Source organism: Mammaliicoccus sp. H-M34, assembly GCF_022386495.1.
Lineage (GTDB): Bacteria > Bacillota > Bacilli > Staphylococcales > Staphylococcaceae > Mammaliicoccus > Mammaliicoccus fleurettii.
Map to the genome: position 1 here is coordinate 333,894 of NZ_JAJNIK010000002.1, position 20,524 is coordinate 354,417.

At 30.1% G+C, this 20,524-nt stretch carries 18 protein-coding genes; 12 read left to right on the forward strand and 6 right to left on the reverse strand.

Annotation, left to right across the window (positions count from 1 at the left end; translation table 11 throughout):
- Positions 1 to 27 precede the first annotated feature (27 nt).
- Positions 28 to 1,011: a DUF1002 domain-containing protein gene (locus tag LQ608_RS03825; RefSeq protein ID WP_239749793.1), complete on the reverse strand. Its 984-nt coding sequence runs from the start codon at positions 1,009 to 1,011 to the stop codon at positions 28 to 30.
- Positions 1,012 to 1,112: 101 nt separating this feature from the next.
- Between LQ608_RS03825 and glcT the strand changes: the two genes are divergently transcribed.
- From glcT to mprF, 4 genes are all read left to right on the forward strand, one after another.
- Positions 1,113 to 1,949, forward strand: a complete 837-nt coding sequence (glcT, locus tag LQ608_RS03830) for a glucose PTS transporter transcription antiterminator GlcT (RefSeq protein WP_078356340.1) — start codon at positions 1,113 to 1,115, stop codon at positions 1,947 to 1,949.
- Positions 1,950 to 2,072: 123 nt separating this feature from the next.
- Positions 2,073 to 4,139: a glucose-specific PTS transporter subunit IIBC gene (gene ptsG / locus LQ608_RS03835; protein ID WP_239749800.1), complete on the forward strand. Its 2,067-nt coding sequence runs from the start codon at positions 2,073 to 2,075 to the stop codon at positions 4,137 to 4,139.
- A 307-nt stretch (positions 4,140 to 4,446) separates the two neighbouring features.
- Entirely contained in the window at positions 4,447 to 5,688 is a 1,242-nt protein-coding gene (locus LQ608_RS03840; protein ID WP_481817125.1) for an AI-2E family transporter, read from the forward strand.
- Positions 5,689 to 5,846: 158 nt separating this feature from the next.
- Entirely contained in the window at positions 5,847 to 8,372 is a 2,526-nt protein-coding gene (gene mprF / locus LQ608_RS03845) for a bifunctional lysylphosphatidylglycerol flippase/synthetase MprF (protein WP_239749810.1), read from the forward strand.
- A 52-nt stretch (positions 8,373 to 8,424) separates the two neighbouring features.
- Here the strand turns inward: mprF and LQ608_RS03850 are convergent, their stop codons facing one another.
- A complete protein-coding gene (locus LQ608_RS03850) occupies positions 8,425 to 9,042 on the reverse strand; it encodes a DedA family protein (protein ID WP_239749814.1) in 618 nt (205 codons plus the stop codon).
- A 90-nt stretch (positions 9,043 to 9,132) separates the two neighbouring features.
- Positions 9,133 to 9,633 carry a peptide-methionine (S)-S-oxide reductase MsrA gene (gene msrA / locus LQ608_RS03855; protein WP_078356345.1) on the reverse strand — a complete coding sequence of 167 codons (501 nt, stop codon included), beginning with the start codon at positions 9,631 to 9,633 and terminating at the stop codon, positions 9,133 to 9,135.
- Positions 9,634 to 9,787: 154 nt separating this feature from the next.
- Between msrA and LQ608_RS03860 the strand changes: the two genes are divergently transcribed.
- Positions 9,788 to 10,765 (forward strand): LCP family protein, encoded by a 978-nt coding sequence (locus LQ608_RS03860; RefSeq protein ID WP_239749930.1) that lies wholly within the window; start codon positions 9,788 to 9,790, stop codon positions 10,763 to 10,765.
- Between the two features lie 79 nt (positions 10,766 to 10,844).
- Here LQ608_RS03860 and LQ608_RS03865 read toward each other — a convergent pair whose 3' ends face one another.
- Positions 10,845 to 11,030, reverse strand: coding sequence for a 2-hydroxymuconate tautomerase (locus tag LQ608_RS03865; protein WP_239749816.1), 186 nt, complete (start codon positions 11,028 to 11,030; stop codon positions 10,845 to 10,847).
- 2 nt (positions 11,031 to 11,032) lie between these two features.
- Positions 11,033 to 12,043, reverse strand: coding sequence for a cation diffusion facilitator family transporter (locus LQ608_RS03870; RefSeq protein WP_239749819.1), 1,011 nt, complete (start codon positions 12,041 to 12,043; stop codon positions 11,033 to 11,035).
- A gap of 395 nt (positions 12,044 to 12,438) precedes the next feature.
- On the opposite strand from LQ608_RS03870, the gene mqo reads away from it, so the two are divergent.
- From mqo to LQ608_RS03895, 5 genes are all read left to right on the forward strand, one after another.
- Positions 12,439 to 13,923 (forward strand): malate dehydrogenase (quinone), encoded by a 1,485-nt coding sequence (gene mqo / locus LQ608_RS03875; RefSeq protein WP_239749822.1) that lies wholly within the window; start codon positions 12,439 to 12,441, stop codon positions 13,921 to 13,923.
- Between the two features lie 137 nt (positions 13,924 to 14,060).
- Positions 14,061 to 14,465 (forward strand): sporulation protein, encoded by a 405-nt coding sequence (locus tag LQ608_RS03880; protein ID WP_078356350.1) that lies wholly within the window; start codon positions 14,061 to 14,063, stop codon positions 14,463 to 14,465.
- A 215-nt stretch (positions 14,466 to 14,680) separates the two neighbouring features.
- Positions 14,681 to 15,880, forward strand: coding sequence for a Y-family DNA polymerase (locus tag LQ608_RS03885; RefSeq protein WP_239749831.1), 1,200 nt, complete (start codon positions 14,681 to 14,683; stop codon positions 15,878 to 15,880).
- A 129-nt stretch (positions 15,881 to 16,009) separates the two neighbouring features.
- Positions 16,010 to 16,426 (forward strand): VOC family protein, encoded by a 417-nt coding sequence (locus LQ608_RS03890; RefSeq protein ID WP_239749833.1) that lies wholly within the window; start codon positions 16,010 to 16,012, stop codon positions 16,424 to 16,426.
- A 117-nt stretch (positions 16,427 to 16,543) separates the two neighbouring features.
- Positions 16,544 to 17,686 (forward strand): glycerate kinase, encoded by a 1,143-nt coding sequence (locus tag LQ608_RS03895; protein ID WP_239749836.1) that lies wholly within the window; start codon positions 16,544 to 16,546, stop codon positions 17,684 to 17,686.
- 41 nt (positions 17,687 to 17,727) lie between these two features.
- Here LQ608_RS03895 and LQ608_RS03900 read toward each other — a convergent pair whose 3' ends face one another.
- Entirely contained in the window at positions 17,728 to 19,242 is a 1,515-nt protein-coding gene (locus tag LQ608_RS03900) for a Na+/H+ antiporter NhaC family protein (protein ID WP_239749837.1), read from the reverse strand.
- Positions 19,243 to 19,451: 209 nt separating this feature from the next.
- Here LQ608_RS03900 and LQ608_RS03905 point away from each other — a divergent pair, with 209 nt between their 5' ends.
- A complete protein-coding gene (locus LQ608_RS03905; protein ID WP_078356354.1) occupies positions 19,452 to 19,655 on the forward strand; it encodes a helix-turn-helix transcriptional regulator in 204 nt (67 codons plus the stop codon).
- Positions 19,652 to 20,377: a DUF443 family protein gene (locus LQ608_RS03910; protein WP_239749843.1), complete on the forward strand. Its 726-nt coding sequence runs from the start codon at positions 19,652 to 19,654 to the stop codon at positions 20,375 to 20,377. Before LQ608_RS03905 ends, LQ608_RS03910 begins: the two co-directional genes overlap by 4 nt.
- The last annotated feature ends 147 nt before the right edge of the window (positions 20,378 to 20,524 follow it).

The following is a 20,524-nucleotide window of genomic DNA, read 5'->3' on the forward strand; positions in this document are numbered from 1 at the left end:
ACAATTCATTTTGAATTGTGCTTTTTATTATTTGAAAAGGTTAGTTAAAGAATTAAAGATATCTTTAATTGCATTTACTATTTTATCCCAGAAGCCTTCATCTTGTAATTTATCTTTGATATCATTACCTAAATCTTCTGCATTTTTCTTCGCATCTTTAAAATCATCTGACTTAACTAAATCATTAACATAATCTTTTGAGTTATTGATAAAGTCTTTTGCATTTTCACCACTAAAGGCACCATCTTGTTGCGCTTTGTCAATGACGTTTACTATCATGTTTATTTGATTGTCACTAATAATATTAGTTAAACCATTGTCTTCAATTTTTTGATTTACGATATTTGTAATTTCATTCACTGTAACATTCCCTGATTTTTCAGCTACAGCTTGTTTAGATTCTGCAATCGTCTTATTTAATTGTGATTGTGAAAAACCTTCTTGATTGCTATTTTCATCAGATATTTGATTAATAGTAGATAATTCTTCTTGAGCAACTTGAGTTCTGCTTGAATCTACTGATTCTCCTTGTGCTTCAAAGGCTTTGTAAACACCTGCTAGAGCACTCTCACCTGTTACATCTTCACTTGAAGCGATTGTAACGTCAGCATCCTTGATACCAGCAGTCATTAAAGCATTTTTATAAGTATCTTCTGTAACTTTTGTGATTTTTCCTTGATCTTGATTTATGTTTAAGTTTAGTCCACTACCTTTTGATGTTTTAGTAATTCGGATACTTGATTTTAAAACATCATTCGATGATTGCATATTTAAATACTTGTTTAAATCATCAGCATTAACGTAAGTTGTTTTATCACTGTTTTTAGAACCTAATAAGTTTGATGTTGTATCTTTAGCAGATGGATTGTTTTCTAAAGCTGCTCCATAAACAGTAACCGCATTATCCCATGCTTCCTCAGTTACAGCTTGAGCTTGGTGTTTCGGATATAAAATTGTTGAAAGTAGTAAAACAGATAAAATACTTAATATATATAGTTTCATGTTCTTCATATGTTTGCACATCCTCAATGTTATTGATATTAAAAATATCTATCATTATATTATCATCAATTGTATAATATGTAATAGGTCTTCAGAATGAGGTTTGAGATATGGGAAAATACATTATAGAAAAAACGTTAAATAATAATGTGTTAGTTGCTAACTATTATGATAATGAAGTCATATTAGTAGGTAAGGGGATTAGTTTTGGTAAAAAACAAGGTGAAGAAATTAATACAGATTTAATAGAGAAAGTTTATTTGCTTGAATCTGAAAATGATAAAAATAAATACAAGCAATTATTAGATGGCACAAATGAACAAATCTTTAATATTGTATTAGAAGTAGTAAATGGTATTGATAAACAATTAGGTGGAAGTGTAAGTGAAAAAACTTTAATTTCATTAACAGATCATATCATATTTGCAATCAAACGTATTAAAGAAGGTATACATGTTCATAATCCATTTTTAAAAGAAACAGAACTTCTTTATCCAAGGGAATATCAAATAGCAGAAAAAGCTGTTAAAACGTTGAATGAAAAATTAAATTTGCAATTTATTGAATCAGAAGCTGGCTTCATAGCTTTACATATTCATTCAGCAGAAGTTAATCATTCAATACATGATATTCACAATATAAAAGAAATTATTCAGAAAGCTATAATTATAATAGAAGAAGGCCTTGAAGTTAATGTTAATAAAAATAGTATTAATTATAGCCGATTTGTAAGGCATCTTCACTTTGCGATACAAAGAGTTTTAGCCGATGAAAGAATACCAGATGCAACTAATATCGAAATGCTATTGAAAGCGCAATATCCAATGTGCTATAATATATCCGTAAAGATAGTGAAGATGATGCAAACACAGTTAAAGAAACCAGTTTATCAATCTGAATTGGCATATTTAACAATGCACATCCAACACTTTAATAATAACTTATAAATTGCGTGTTACTGATACGATCAGGCATGAGCAAATAGACTTTACCAATATGGTAAGTTTCTTTGCTCATGCCTTTTTTCATGCCGTAATTTATAAAGTTAAACAAATAGGAGGGTATTAAATATGTTTAAGAAATTCTTTGGTCAATTGCAACGTATTGGTAAAGCATTAATGTTACCAGTTGCGATTCTACCAGCAGCGGGTATTTTACTTGCATTCGGGAATGCAATGCAGAATGAACAGTTCGTTGAAATTGCACCTTGGTTAAAAACTGATGCTATAGTTATGGTAGCTTCAGTAATGGAGTCATCCGGTCAAATTATTTTTGATAATTTACCATTACTATTCGCACTCGGTACCGCATTAGGTTTAGCAGGAGGAGATGGCGTAGCAGCATTAGCAGCTCTTGTTGGTTATTTGATTATGAATACTACTATGGGTGTTGTAAAAGGTATCTCAATTGATGATATCTATAGTTATGCTGAAGGTGCTAAAACTTTAGGGCAAACAGCTAAAGATCCTGCACATGCATTAGTATTAGGTATTCCGACACTTCAAACTGGTGTGTTCGGTGGTATTATAATGGGGGCACTTGCTGCATGGTGCTATAACAAATATTATAATATTAATTTACCACCTTTCTTAGGATTCTTTGCAGGTAAACGATTTGTACCAATTATTACATCAGTTGTTGCAATTGTGGCAGGTATTATTCTTTCATTTGCTTGGCCACCAATACAAGATGGATTAAATAATTTATCTACATTCTTATTGGATAAAAATTTAGCGTTAACTACATTTATCTTTGGTATTATTGAACGTGCTTTAATACCTTTCGGATTGCATCATATATTCTATTCACCATTCTGGTTTGAATTCGGTAACTATGTTAACTCTGCTGGCGAGTTAGTACGTGGTGACCAAAGAATCTTTATGGCACAAGTTAAAGATGGTGTACCATTTACAGCTGGTGCATTTACAACTGGTAAATATCCATTTATGATGTTCGGTTTACCAGCAGCAGCTTATGCGATTTATCGTCAAGCTCGTCCAGAACGTAAAAAAGTTGTTGGTGGCTTAATGCTATCTGCAGGTTTAACATCATTCTTGACTGGTATTACAGAACCTTTAGAATTCTCATTCTTATTCGTGGCACCAGCACTTTATGGAATTCACGTAATTTTAGCAGGTACATCATTCTTAGTAATGCACTTGCTACATATTCAAATAGGTATGACATTCTCAGGTGGGTTTATAGACTATGTATTATACGGATTATTAAACTGGGATAGAACAAACGCGCTATTAGTTATTCCAGTAGGTATTATATATGCTCTTGTTTATTACTTCTTATTTACATTCGCTATCAAGAAATTTAATTTAAAAACACCTGGTAGAGAAGATAAAGAAACTGAAACACGTAATAGTTCAGTAGCAGAATTACCATTCGACGTTTTAGACGCAATGGGTGGTAAAGAAAACATCAAGCATTTAGATGCTTGTATTACGAGACTTCGTGTTGAAGTATTAAATAAATCAGAAGTTAACAAAAATGAATTAAAAAGTTTAGGTGCTTCTGGCGTACTTGAAGTAGGAAATAATATTCAAGCAATCTTTGGTCCTAAGTCAGATCAAATTAAACATGATATGGCACGTATTATTTCTGGAGAAATTTCTAAACCAACTGAAACAACTGTAACTGAAGATGGTGATGCAGAAAGTGCTGCAATTCTTGCTGAAGGTGGCGCTACAATCTATTCTCCAATTAAAGGTGAAGTGATTAATATTTCTGAAGTACCAGATAAAGTGTTCTCTGAAAAAATGATGGGTGACGGTATTGCAATTATGCCAGAAACTGGAGAAGTAGTTGCTCCATTTGATGGTAAATTGAAAATGACATTCCCTACAAAACATGCAATCGGCTTAGAATCTAATGAAGGTGTTGAATTATTAATTCACTTCGGATTAGAAACAGTTAAGCTTGAAGGTAAAGGGTTTGAAATTTTAGCAGAAGCTGATACTGACATTGTTAAAGGACAAGCTTTAATGAAAGTTGATTTAGACTTCATTAAAGAAAATGCAGATAGTACAGTTACTCCTATTGTTATAACAAACTTAAATGACTCAACTTTAGAAACATTAGCTACTGGTAAAGTAGAACAAGGCGATAAAATTTTAGTCGTTAAATAAGTTTAAATGAATCTTTAAAATGTGATTGGGATATAAGTCCTAACTCAAAATAAATAAGCATATCACTAAACTGATTGTTAAAGTTTACAGTGATATGCTTATTTTTTAATAGAATATTACGATTTTGTACGTGCATTTGCCAGAGGGTATGGTTCGAGCCTGTAGTCTCTCACGCATACTATTCCCTCAGGCGTCAGCACTTACAAAATTGGTAGAAATAACTATTTTTAGATAAAACAAATATAATTATATTATGTAAACTATATTTGTAAGTTTTTAGTTTTTAAAGTAATACGATTAGGGTATAATGGATTATAAACTTTTAGAAGGAGGGCTTTTTTTGGAAAGAGAAACAAAATCCAATAATTCTCATAATAAAATCTCTAGATTTATGAAGTTTTTTGGCGGTAGAGATATATATTTTATTTTAGGATTATTGATCTTGATAGGTTTAACGATATTTATTTTTCAAAACGTATCGTTCATTTTTGAACCTTTAGTAACAATTACAACAACTTTAGTTGGCCCAATTATTGTTGCATTTGTTGCGTTTTATTTATTCAATCCAATTATTAATTTTATGGAAAAATTTAATATCTCAAGATTATGGGGTATTATCATTTTATTACTTGCTATTATAGGAGCATTAACACTTGTTGTGACTTTATTGATTCCTGTAGTTCAAAATCAAGTTGAAAGTTTTTCGAAAAATTTACCATCATATGTAGAAGAATTTAGTAATAGGATTCAAAAACTTTCTCAAAATTCTTTTGTAGCTGATTATTATGCTCAAGCTCAAACTTGGGTACAACAAAACTTTAGTGATATTCCTAAAAAAATATCTAACTCATTAGGAGATTTTGGTAATAAGTTTCAATCATTTGTATCTACGATTACACATGTAGTTGTGATTATTATTACATTCCCATTTGTCTTGTTCTTCTTACTTAAAGATGGTGGAAAATTTAGAAACTATTTTATTAGTATTATGCCACCAAAATTTAGAAAAGATACACATGATTTAATTGATAAAATGAATGTACAAGTAGGTTCATATATTCAAGGTCAAATGATAGTTGCATTCTGTATTGGTGTATTATTATTTATTGGTTATTCAATCATTGGTCTGGAATATGCTTTAACACTAGCAAGTATTGCTGCTGTAACGAGCGTAGTACCTTATTTAGGACCAATGATCGCCATAAGTCCTGCAATTGTATTAGCAGCAATTGATTCACCATTTATGCTGTTAAAGCTTGCTATAGTATGGGCAGCTGTACAATTTTTAGAAGGTCACTTTATTTCACCAAATATTATGGGTAAAACAATGCAAATTCATCCACTAACAATTATTTTTGTATTATTATGTGCAGGTAATTTAGCAGGAGTATTAGGTGTAATCCTTGGTATTCCAGCATATGCAATTATTAAAGTAGCTGTATCACATGTATTTACATTATTTAAACGTAGATATAATAAATATTATCAAGACGATTCAGGTCCATACGAATTTAATGATGATGAAGTTTTACCTGAAAGAGAACAATAAAATTCAAATAAATTTTAAAACTGCCTACAAAGTACAGCTTTGAGGCAGTTTTTTTATTTATTAATCTTTATTTTAATTAACGCTTAATGATGAAAGAATTCTATTTTATGTCATTATATGGTATTATTTGGGAGAATAAACTAAGAGAAGGTTGATATATGAATATATTAAAACGAAAAAGAATTTTTTCTTTACTAAAGCTTTTGTTTATTTGTACGATATTATGTGTCGTTATCTATGTTTTGCATAATGAAATTGGAAAAATAGACTTTAAAAAAACAATAGTATTATTTAGAGAAATGAATACAGCATATTTTGTAGGTATTATATTGTTAGGCGTACTCTCAGTCTCAGTACTATCCTTATATGACATTATGTTAAAGCAATCATTAAAAATTAGTTTGCCTATACACAAAATTTTATCTATAAGCTACATTATTAACACATTTAATAGCGTATTAGGATTTGGTGGGTTAATTGGAGCTGGCTTAAGAATCTATTCTTATCGAAATGATGTAAATGATAAAAAAGAATTAATTAAAAGTGTTTCATTATTACTATTATCAATGCTTAGTGGATTAAGCTTGCTATGTGTGTTAATTGTATTAGGTATTTTTAATGCTGATACTTTATTGGCAAATATATATTGGGCAAAAATTGTATTATATATAGGCAGTTTATTTTTACCATTGTTTATTATATTTTCTTTTTTAAAACCATCGATTAGAAGAGATAGATTTCTTGGGGTAAAGTTTACAATAGTATCAGCTATAGAGTGGTTAGCTGCAAGTTTTCTATTATTTATTATTTTAAAAGCACTTCATATAAATATTGATTATGCTCATTTAGTTGGAATATTTGTAATTGCAGCATTATCTGGATTAATTAGTATGATACCAGGCGGCTTTGGTGCTTTTGACTTAGTTATTTTACTCGGTATTAAATCACTAGGCGTGCCAGAAGAACAAGTATTACTAGCATTGTTGTTATATAGAGTAGCTTACTATTTCTTCCCATTTATAATTGCACTAGGGCTATCAACAATTGAGTTTGGAGGTATAGCTAAAAAATATATCGAAGAAAGTAAATTTTATACACCAGCTATGGATACAACATCGTTTATTAAATCTGTTCAAAGCGATTTTATGGCGAAAATCCCTTCATTATCATTAGGCTTACTTTCAGGCATTACAGGTTTTGTATTATATTTTAATCATATACTAATATTGTATGATGCGATTTATTCTCATCATTACATGTTTTATTCAATTATATTAGCGTTGCATACAGCATCGACACTAATGTTGCTTATATGTGCAAAAGGTGTGATGTCTGGAACTATGAGATCTACGTTAATGAGCATTATTTCTGTTATTGTCATGTTGATTGTATGTATATTATCAAATAGTACCATTATTGCCTTTTTATGGTTAGCCATTTTGCTTGTATTGCTATTTATTGGGTATAAAAAAGCTATTGTCGTAAAGAAAAATATGACACCTATCAAAATTGTTTTAAGTGGTGTCCTTATCTTTACTATGTTTATATTTAATCGAATCGTTTCGGTGAATTATTTAAATTTATATCCCCATGAAGTTACTAAATTTGATAAATATGCAGTGTTTACGATGTTTTGGATTGTGCTTGCAATTTTATGTTTAATTGGTGTATGCATCACATTTATGCTTTCCAAAAAATATCAGAAATCTTTATCAACAAATTCAAGTTATGAAACAATAAACAATATAATCAATAATCATGAAGGATCTTACGTAAGTCATTTAGCATTTACGGGAGATAAATCATTTTTTGTAAATAAAGATGAAGATGTATTTATTATGTATCGCTATACTATGAATGCAGTGATTGTACTTGGCGACCCAATAGGTAATAAAGATAAATTTAACGAAACATTAAATGACTTTTATGATCAAATGTATTTCTTAGGGTATGATATCATTTTCTATCAAGTACAAAGTAAATTATTATCTTTATATCATGATTATGGAAATGTCTTTTTCAAATTAGGAGAAGAAGCCTTGATAGATTTAAATACTTTCAGTTTATCTGGAAAGAAAAAACGTGGAATGCGCGCAACTTATAATAAGTTGGAATCAGAAGGTTATCAATTTGAAATAATAAACACGCCATATTCCGAAGAAGATATTAAAATGTTACAAACAATTAGTGATAGTTGGTTAGGAGAAAAGAAAGAAATGAATTTCTCAGTCGGTGCATTTAATTTAGACTATTTAAATAAAGCGCCGGTTGCGGTAATTAGAAACGTAAGTAATGAAATTGTAGGATTTTGTACATTAATGTATACGAATTATAATCAATCTATTTCTATAGATTTAATAAGATGGAATAAAGATATAGATATTTCTATGATGGATGCTTTATATATCCATATGTTGTTGTGGGCAAAAGAAGAAGGATATAAACAGTTTAATATGGGAATGGCTACACTTTCGAATGTTGGACTCAATAAACATGCTTATTTAAGAGAGAAATTTGCTGCAAAAGTATTCGAGAATATGAACAGTTTATATAGCTTTCAAGGATTACGAAACTATAAACAAAAATTCGCTCCAGATTGGGAACCAAGATATTTAGTTTATAGAAAATATAGTTCGTTATTATGGAATTTAGTTAGAGTGTCATTAACGATAAACCATAAGTAAAAAAAGAGCAGAAATTCATTTTTATTATGAATTTCTGCTCTTTTTTTATTATTTAATTAGCACGTGTTGTTTTAATTCTCTTATACCATAAATAAATCACATAAAGTGCAGCTATTGCTATAACAATAATAAACACTTTAGAGTACATGCCTACATAAAGTAAAATTTCATGCCAATGGCTTCCTAAAGTTTTACCTAACATTATAAGAAAAATGTTCCACATACCAGTTCCGATTGCTGTTAATAATATAAAGACTGGTAAGTTCATTTTAGTAATTCCAGCTGGTAATGATATTAATGTTCTGACGATTGGTATAAATCTGCCAATGAAGATTGCCCAATGTCCATATTTTTCTAACCATTTAATAGTTTTATCTAAATCTTGAGTTTTGATACCTATATATTTTCCACGTTTATCTACAAATTTATATAATCGTTCTTCACCTATAAATGCTCCAATACTGTATAGCACTAGTGCGCCAAGTACTGCTGCAATTACTGTAATTAAACATACGATGAAAATATTTAAATTTGATTGAGAAGTCATAAAACCTGCAAAAGTTAAGATGATTTCTGATGGAAAAGGGTGTATAACATACTCTAAAAATACTAGGATAAAGACACCAATATAACCATATTGTGTCATAAATTCAGTAATCCAATGTTCCATGACATGCTCCTCTATTATATATGAATTGACAATATTGCTACATAAAAATAGCAGTCTAACATCATTATATGTTGTTATTTTAGCACATTATTATTTTAAGCTTCTTCTGATTTCCTGTTCTTCTTGATAACGAGCTGGATTTTTCTTATAGAAATCTTGATGATAATCTTCAGCTTCGTAAAAAGGTTGATAAGGCAATAATTTAGTCACAACTGATTTATCTTCAGGTAACTTTTTATTCAATTCTTCAATATATTGTTCAGCTAATTTCTTCTGATCATCATTTGTATAGAAAATAGCTGTTTGATATTGTGTACCACGGTCTTGATATTGTCCATTTGCGTCAGTAGGGTCTATTATTGCGAAATAAATTTCTAATAATCTGTTATACGAGAATAAAGCAACATCATATTGGATCTCTACTACTTCTAAATGACCAGTATGTCCTTGTTTAACTTCTTCGTACGTAGGATTTTTAGTTGTTCCACCCATATAGCCAGAAGTTACTTTATCAATTCCTTCATATTCGTCGAATGGTTTAACCATACACCAAAAGCATCCACCTGCAAAATACGCTTTATTCATATTCATTATATTTTTACCATCCTTTATTCAGTCTCAAGTCTTATTTTTTAATTAGGTTCGCAATTTTTCTTGATTTTTAATTGAGAAATTGTTTAACTTAATGTATGAGTCTCATTATAATATAATTAGACTCAATTTTGAAGATAAAAGGTTGGTAACAATGACTTCGCAAAATCAATCAGAAACAGATGACAATCGTCAAACGAATGTACCAAAAAGAAATAAAAAGCGTAGAATTAAAAAAAGACCTTTTATTATCTTAGGTATCATCTTACTATTAGTTGCTCTAGGATTTTATATTAATGCTTCTTATAAATCAGGCTTAAAGGTTTCTTCTGATCATGGGAAAAAGAATGAATTGCATAAATTCCATAGTACAACAAGAAATGATGGTAAAGTAAATGTTCTCGTGTTAGGGGAAGATCGTAAAGTAGATAATTCACAACCAAGAACAGATTCAATTATGATTGTTCAATATGATTATTTAAAGAAAGATCTTAAAATTGTATCAGTCATGAGAGATATTTATTCAGAAATTCCAGGTGGTTATCGCAATTATAAAATTAATACAGCGTATTCACTAGGGGGACCTGAATTACTGCGTAAGACATTGAAAAAGAATCTTGATATTGATCCTGAATATTATGCAATCATTGATTTTGATGGATTTGAACAAATGGTTGATGAAATATCGCCAAAAGGTGTTCCAATCAATGTTGAAAAAGATATGTCTGAAAAAATCGGTGTTTCTTTGAAAAAAGGTCAACATAACTTAAACGGGAAAGAATTACTAGGTTATGCAAGGTATAGACATGACGAAGAAGGCGATTTTGGACGAGTTAGAAGGCAACAACAAGTAATGACAGGGCTTAAATCTGAATTATTAAGTGTAGATTCTGTAATGAAAGCACCTAAATTAGCTGGAATTGCTAGAGGATATGTGAATACTAATTTAGATGATCCAACAATATACAAAACGGGAGCTAGTTTTATAGCTAGAGGCGATAAAGATATAAAAACATTAACAGTACCAGTAAAAGGTTCATATACAAATGCAAATGATATCGAAAATGGCGCTGTCCTTAAGATCGATAAAGAAAAAAATAAAGAAGCAATTAAAAAATTTCTTAACGAGTAACTATTTTAAGGAAACAAAAAAAGCATTCAATGATCAGTTTGATCATTGAATGCTTTTTTATATTATATTTATTCGAAGATTATGAATCAGATTTACGTACGCCTGCAACACCATAATGCTCAGGTTTCATTTCTTCAATGATTACATGAATATTTTCTTTTGGTGCTTTAGCATTTTGATGAACAGCTTCAGTTACATCATTTACAAGACCCTTTAATTGTTCGTCTGATCTACCTTCAATTAACTTAATGTTTACGATTGGCATAATTAACGCTCCTTGTCATATTGTATATTTGCTGAAGGACCTGAATCTCCATTCCAGTCTGTTTGACCATCATCTTCAATGAATTCTATATTCACGTCTTCAACATGTGATAAGTCTAACAGTTTTAATATAATCCGTTTTCTTATTTCTGACAACTCTTTCAGTGTAAAGTTTTGATTTACCTCTAATAGACATTCTATATGAAGTGCCTCTCCTTCTTTTATGACTGCTAAACGTTTAATGTCAGCAATAGACTTATCATCTAAAATCACTCTAGAAGCATGGATTTCTGATTCGTGATCAGCAATACCTAATACGCCTTGAGCATTTTCTATAAAAATAATACCTACAATAATAAACATCATTACACCTATGATTACTGATGCGATACCTTCTAACATGCCTAATCCTGTTAAGCGAGCAATGATTATTGATATAACGGCAATAACACCACCACCAGTTGCAACTGTATCTTCCATAAATACTAACTTTGTTGCAGGCTTTGCTTTACCTATAAATAAGTAGCTTTTTGTAAATGGAGATAGCAGACCTTTACTGTTTTCGCCAGCTTCTTCTAATATTTCTTTACCAGCTTTTCTTAAAACAACGCCTTCAAGTACGATACCAATTGCTAAAACTCCGATGTTAATCCAAAAGAATAGTAACGGGCCATCTGTGCTGTTTGGATGAATAATGTGGTGAAAACCTTCTTTTATCGTTTCGTAGGAAAGAATACCAACAATGATTACAGCAATTAAACAAACCAGATTTATTAGTCTGCCATAACCTAATGGGAATTTTTGATTTGGACTTCTTTTAGAAAAAGCAGAACCTAAAAATACAAATAGTTGATTTGCTGCGTCACCAAATGAATGCATCATTTCTGCAAACATAGCAATGTTTCCTGTAAAAACAAAGGCAAGTAGCTTTAAACAACCAAGAATAAAATTAACTACTGCAGCAGATAGAGAAGACTTGCTTCCTTTTTTAAGTATATTCAGAAAATCTTTCATATATTACTCCTTTATTATTAGATTGTTATGATTATATCATTTAAATACCACATTTTAATTATATATAAGCATTTATTTTATAACAATCATAATTATATTATGTAAACTATTTGTATTGTTGAAATTTTTAAAACAATTAATTAGGGGAATGTGTTATACTATTTATATTGATATAGTAAATAGGTTATACTAATTTCGGACTAATTTAATGTAACATCCTATTAAAAAATACATATTACACTATGTGTACTTGTTGTCACTTTTTAAATGAATCTAATAGGTTTATAATAGAGATAATACATAGATTATTTCAAATAAAATTATTTTGTATATTTTTTATGGACATTAATATATAGTCAAATAGGTTAATATTGAAAGGGGCTCTGTAGTTAATTATGAATTCATTACATAAGAAAACAGATGTAATATTAATTGGTGGGGGTATCATGAGTGCTACTTTAGGTATGATGCTTAAAGAACTATCACCAAACTTAGAAGTTAAATTATTTGAAAAATTATCAAAACCTGCCGAAGAAAGTTCTAATGAATGGAACAACGCTGGGACAGGTCATTCAGCATTATGTGAATTGAACTATACAAAAGAAGAGGCGGATGGTTCTGTAAATATTGATAAAGCAATTCAAATAAATGAGCAGTTTCAATTATCAAAACAATTTTGGACTTATTTAGTTAATAAAGGAAGCTTACCTAATCCTGAAACTTTTATTCGTCCTGTGCCACATATGAGTTTTGTATACGGGGAAAAGAACGTTCAGTTTCTTAAAAAACGTTGTGATGCGTTATCAAGTAATCCGCTATTCCCAGGTATGACTTTCACGGATGATTTTGAAACATTGAAACATTGGATGCCTCTTATGATGGAAGGGCGTCCAACTGATGATAGAATTGCTGCAACTAAGATTGAATCAGGTACTGACGTTAACTTTGGTAATTTAACACGTTCTTTACTAGATGATTTAAATGAGAAGGGTGTAGAACTAAACTACAATCACTCTGTACAAAATATTCGTCGAAACGAAGATAATACATGGCAATTAAAGATTTACAATGGTGAAACTAAAAAAGTAGAATACCATAATACTAAATTCTTATTTATAGGTGCTGGTGGAGGAAGTTTACCTCTTCTTCAAAAAACAGGTATTAAAGAAGCTTCAAATATTGGTGGTTTCCCTGTAAGTGGCTTATTTATGGTTTGTAATAACGATGAAGTTATTGCGAAACACGAAGCAAAAGTTTATGGTAAAGCCAAAGTAGGTGCGCCACCTATGTCTGTACCACATTTAGATACAAGATATATAGAAGGTAAGAGAACGTTGTTATTTGGACCGTTCGCAGGATTTTCACCTAAATTCTTAAAAACAGGATCAAATTTAGATTTATTTGGTTCAGTTAAACCTAATAACGTTTTTACAATGTTATCTGCAGGTTTAAAAGAAATGGGACTTACAAAGTATTTAGTTGAACAGGTACTTTTATCTGATGAAAAGAGATTAGAAGATCTTAAAGAATTTATACCAACTGCTAAGTTAGAAGATTGGGATATCGTTATCGCAGGTCAACGTGTTCAAGTAATAAAAGACACTAAAGAAGGCGGTAAAGGGACATTGCAATTTGGTACAGAACTCGTAACAAGTGAAGATGGTTCAATTTCAGCTTTACTTGGAGCATCACCAGGTGCATCAACAGCTGTACATGTTATGATTCAGTTACTAGAAAAATGTTTCCCTGATAACTTTACAAAATGGGAAGAAAAAATTAAACAGATGATACCATCATTTGGTTTAAATTTATCTGAACATCCAGATTTATTTAATGAGATAAACACATCCACATCAAAAGCATTAGGATTATATAAATAATTAAGAAATAAAACATAGGTATGTTACTTATGTTTTATTTTTTTATTTGGAAATAAAAAAATATTCATATAATCTCTTTAAATTTTAGTTTAATCGGGTTAAACTAGCCTTAATGAAGTTTAAGGGGGATTTGAATTATGTTTGAAAAATTACTTACCTCTATAGGTATCGGTAATCTAACAATCGATACACGACTAGAAAAAACAACTTTTAATGAAGAAGAACCTATTAAAGGAAAAGTAATATTTAAAGGTGGAACATGTGATTTAAAAGTTGAATACATTATGTTGTCGTTAATTGAACGTGTTAATAATCAGAATGAGGACAGTGATTTTTCAGAATTTGATTATGAATTGCATAAGCACAAAGTAAATAAATCCTTTTTAATTAAAAAGAAAGATCATCAAGAATATGAATTTGAGTTCAAATTAGAGCAAATTGAATTTAAAGGTGAGCCTGAAGAAATCTTTTTAAAGACACACGTCCATATAGAACAATCAGTTGGCGCTGACGATGAAGAAAGACTAGAAATAGTTAGATAGAACGTGAAATAGGTATAGTACTTAAATAGGAGGTTGAGACAAATTAATTGTCTCAACCTCCTATTTTGTAATCAAATGAACTTTTATGGCTATCCTTATAAGCACTTTAACTGATAACTGCTTTTACTGTTACTCTTTAAAATATATACCTTGAAACAGAACGTATGTTCGTATATAATGAAAATATATTTAATACGACGATGGAAGGTGATTTTATGTATGATTACCGTTTATGTGAGAAGAGACATATTTTATGCATAGATCAGAATAGCTTTTTTGCGAACGTGTCATGTATAAGTAAAGGTATAAATCCTGATGAGAATAAATTGGCAGTTATTTCAGATACTAAAAGGAAAGGTGCGATTATTTTATCTGCTACTGAACCATTGAAAAAGTTAGGTATAGATACGGGTTCTAGGTTATTTGAAATTCCTCAAAGAAATGATATTTACATTATTAATCCCAATATGAATCACTATATCGACCAATCAATTGCTATATATAAAATTTTACTTAAATATGTAGAATTTGAAGATATTCAACATTACAATGTTGAAGAAATATTTATTGACATAACTAAAGTATTTAAATATTATTGTTCAACACCATATGACTTTGCAAGTATGTTGAAGAGAGAAATAGAACAACAAATGCATATGAAATATTCAATTGGAATAGGTCCAAATATGTTTCTGAGTAAATCTGCATTAGATATAGAAGCAAAAAATAATAAACAGTTAATTGCTGAATGGAATTATGAAGACATACCTTCAAAGTTGTGGCCAATACATCCATTAAATAAAATGTGGGGAATTAATCAACGGGTTGAGAAAGACTTAAATGAAATAGGAATATACACAGTTGGAGATTTAGCACACTATCCTTTAAAAAAATTAGAGAAATCATATGGAGAAATAAGTCAGGATTTGCATCTTAACAGTAATGGTATAGACTTAAACAAGGTTCAAGACATTCACAATATAATTAAACCAAAAATAAAATATAATTTAAAACTTTCGCAGAACTATCAATATTTTGAAATGAAAAGTATCATACTTGAAACAGTGGAAAGTTTAACCAAACAATTAAGATCAAGAAAATTATTAGTAAAGACTATTTCATTTTCTTTGAAAAGTGATCAAAGTGATGGAATCTCAAAAGAATATACTTTAAAAGATGGCACAAATATAGCTATGGATATATTTAGAGTTATATGGAGTTTTTCTGAACAACTATGTGATAAAGAAGAAAAATATAATGAATTAAATATCTCACTTAATAATTTTGTACCTGAAAGAGCTCGTGAACTTAATATGTTTATAGAAAAATTTGAAAGATTAAGAAAAGAAGAACTTGAATTATTAATTAATGAAATAAATTGGGACAGAAACTTAATTAACGATCAAATAATCTAATTCAACCTATAAACGAAAGTAGTTATATTTTCCCTTTGTGTATATAATGTAAATATTATTAACATTTGACAAACTTTAATCACATTTATATACTTATTTTGACTGACATTCAAATATGGGGAGTGGTGCATGGTGATTAAACAAGTTACACCTTATCTTTACTTTAACGGAACTTGCGAAGAAGCATTGGCATTTTATAGTGAAGCGCTAGATGGAAGTGTAAGAGAATCACAAACGTATGGTGACGCAGGTGTGGATGCGGCACAAGATTCTAATAGAATTATTCATGCACAATTAGAAGTGAATGGTCATTTATTTATGTTTTCAGATATACCGAATGATGATGAGTCATTGAGTCAAAACCATAACGTATACATTGTTATAGAATTTGAAACAGAAGATAAGATAAATGAAGTGTATAATATATTTAAAGAAGGTGGCCAGGTTCAAATGGAACTAGGTAAAACTTTTTGGGGACAAACATATGCTAAAGTTATAGATAAATTTGGTATAGGTTGGGATTTAAGTTATACACATCAAGAATAATATATAAGTATAGAGGCTGGGACAATTATTTGTCTCAGCCTCTATGTTTATATATTTTAGAGAATTAAAAAATGATAGAATAAACTGAGATAACCTATTATAAAGGTGGCGATATATGTGAAAGTGTTGATTGCACCAGATTCTTTTAAAGGGAGTTCAGATGCTTTAACTGTTGCTCATGCTATGCAAAATGGAATATTAAAAGTAGATTCTAAATCTGAAACTGTTATTCTACCAATGGCTGATGGTGGCGAGGGTACGATGATAAATTTGGTTCAGGCTACTAATGGTACTGTGGTGACAGCAAATAGTGTTGATCCTTTAGGTAGACAAATGGAATCTAAATACGGTATTTCTGGTGATGGTAAGACCGCAATTATTGAACTCGCAACGAGTTCTGGTATAGATCTTCTTAATGCTGAAGAGCTTAATCCGTTAAATACAACAACGTATGGTACTGGAATGCTTATTAAAGATGCTCTAGAACGAAATATTAAACATTTCATTATATGTTTAGGTGGTAGTGCTACAAATGATGCTGGTGTTGGTTTGTTACAAGCATTGGGATTCAAATTTTTGGATAAAAATGGACTTGATATAAATCTTGGTGGGAAATATATCAAAGATATTGTCACGATTGATGATTCTAACGTCATGACATTAATTAATGAAGCAAATTTTGAAATTGCATGTGATGTTACGAATCCACTTATAGGAACAAATGGTGCTAGTTACATATTCGGACCTCAAAAAGGTGCATCAGTTGAGGTTGTTAAAATTCTTGATAACGCTATAGAGCAATTTGCGAATATAATTGAGCAACAAAAACATCTTTCTATTCATCAGATTGAAGGGGCAGGTGCAGCAGGTGGTACAGCTGGCAGTATGCTTGCGTTTTTAAATGCAAATTTAAAAAGAGGAATTGAACTTGTTATAGACTTTGTAGAATTAAATGAAATGTTAAAACAAGAGAACTTTGATTTGATTATAACGGGTGAAGGCAAAATAGATGGACAGACAGCTGGTGGAAAAGTGATATCTGGTATGTGTCTAATGGCACATGAATATGGTATACCAATTATAGCTCTTGGTGGAAGTGTTGAAGGGAATTTATCTGAGCTATATAATCAAGGTCTAACAGCTGCATTTAGTATTACTAATGGTCCAATGAATTTAGAAGAAGCTATGCAGAATAGTAGTTGTTTAATAGAACAACAAACTGAACAAATATTTAGAACGATAAAAATTAATAATAAATAAGAAAAAGCAGTATGGTTGATTTCGTAACCATACTGCTTTTTTTAAGTTCTGTATTTATACTTTTGAATTCTATTTATTATAAGAACACCAATTATCATAAACACTATTGCTACTATAAGTGTGAACTTGAAGCCAACTATACTTGTAATAAGTAATGCGATAGCTGTAACTACACCATTAAATAGTGCAATTGGAACTTGTGTTTTGTTGTGATCTTTATGATCAGCTCCGGCTCCAGTAGAAGAAAGAATAGTTGTATCTGATATAGGAGAACTATGGTCACCAAATATGCCTCCAGAAATTACTGCTCCAATACATACTGTTAACGGCAAATCTAAGTGATAACCAAGTGGTATAGCTAATGGTAGCATTATTGCAAATGTTCCCCATGAAGTACCATTTGCAAATGACATACATGCACCGACAAGGAAGATGAGCGCAGGTACAATTGCAGGAGGGATTGTACCATCTATAATTTGCACGATATAGTTAGCTGTTCCTAATTTATCTAGGACACTTCCAAGCGACCATGCCAATACTAGTATGATTAAAATATCAGTCATGTTTTTCATACCTGATGTGTATATATTTAATGATTGATTAATTGTTTTCACTTTATATATTAACATCATAATAATGATTGAAATAGCAGAAAAGAAATAAGATAAACTTAACGCTATTCTAAAATCTTTACCTTCAACACTTTGGAATGGAAAACCTTTTGGCGCTAATAAAGAAAATAAAGAGATGATTAATATAAGAATGGGTAACCAAATAAGTATTGGTTTGCTTTTGTTTTCAACATCTTTATCTGTATCAACACTTTCTCTTAAAGGTTTGGCATTTTCCCAATAAATTTCACCTGTATTCATAATTCGATCTTCGGCTTTTTTCATTGGACCAAAATCTAATTTTAATAAAATGATTAAAGGGACAATTAATACAGCTAGTACAGGATAAATGAAATAAGGTATAGAAGTGATAAAAGCATCCCATGAAGTCATATCTATACTTAAACGCTTAAATTCTGTATCGATTAATCCCATTATATAAACACCCCAGCCTATAAATGGAATCATCACAGATACAGGAGAAGCTGTTGAATCAATAATCCATGCTAATTTTTCACGAGATATTTTAGCTTTATCAAATAAACTTTCATATATTGGGCCAACTATAAGTGGCGTTCCCATTTCAGAGAAGAAAATGATAATACCACTAAACCACGCTGCTAATTGGATTTTAATTCTACTTTTTGTTCCAGAAATAAAGTGATTCGCAAATGCTTTAGCACCACCTGAATTTTCAAGCAATGCAACAAACCCACCTATAAATACTAATAATATCAGTATGCCTGCATTATACTCATCAGCAACCGTAACGAATAAATAGTCACCTAACAACTTTTTCAAAGAAGAAATAGGATTGAAACTTGTTAATAATAATATCCCAGAAAAAAGGCCTAAGAACAGAGAGACAATTACGCTTCGTGTTAATAAGACCATTATGATGGCGATAATGGGTGGAATAATTGACCAAAAGCCAAAACTATCCATAATATACAACCTCCCTTAAAAGTTTTCTGAATGATGTAATAATTTAAATCATTACATATAATTTATAATTAGTAAATAAGAGATTAATAAACAATCATAAAATTGTATACCTATACATCTATCGTTGACAATGATAGTTATAAAAATGACTACTATATTTGTCATAATGACAATAATAGTGTATATTAGTAATCGTAGGTGGTGGTCAAATGAAGAACAGGGTGAAAGAGTTGAGAGCTAGAGAAGGATTTAATCAAACTGAGTTGGCAAAAAGAGCAGGTATATCGAGACAAACAGTTTCATTAATAGAACGTAATAACTTCATGCCATCAGTATTGACTGCGGTAAGAATAGCTAGAATACTCAAAGAAAATGTTGAAGATGTTTTCATATTCGAGGAGGATGAATTATGAAAAAGAATAAAATTATGTTAATAGGTAACCTTATTTTATATATGCTTATAGGTGGTTTAGTGGGAGGTTTATTAACAACCTTATTTGGGGCTAATCATCAGTTTTTAGAAATACAATTAACAAAAACACAAACAGATATTATAACTATTATTTTAGCAATATTTATCATTATTTTAGTAGTTATATTAATGAATGTTTATAAAAAAGCGAAAAACTATAGAAAGTTAGAAACAGATTCAGACAATGAGGATGATATAGAAGTACAATTAGAAAAAACATTAATTTTTCCACCAGTACTATTAGGATTAATAACTACACTTGGATTAATAATACTAAATCTTGTTTTAAATTTATCAGAAGATCCAAGCATTTTATCGTTAATTATAGCAGTATTATCGTTAATTTTAACTGCACCATTATCTTATATGCATTTATCGAATTTAAGAAAATTATACCCAGAACGTCATTATCCAAAAGCAGGAGATAAAAAATTAAATGAAAAAATGGTAGATATGATGGATAGTGGTGAGCAATATATCACTTTACTAGCTTTACAAAAAACATACACTTTAAATCAACAATTGATCATAGGATTTATTGCACTAGCATCAATATTTTCAATAAGTTCTAATAATAATCAATTTTTCAGCGTATCATTATTAATTATTTTATATCTAGTTAATACAATGTACTTCACTAAAAAAGTATCAGAAACTTTATAAAAAAAGACCTGGTCCTATATAGGATCAGGTCTTTTTTTTATAAGAATTGTAACTAAGGTCACCTAAATTCACACAAGTCGGAAGAAGTGTAAGCAAGGCTATCTAAATTCACACAAGTCGAGAGAAGTGTAAGCAAGGCTATCTATA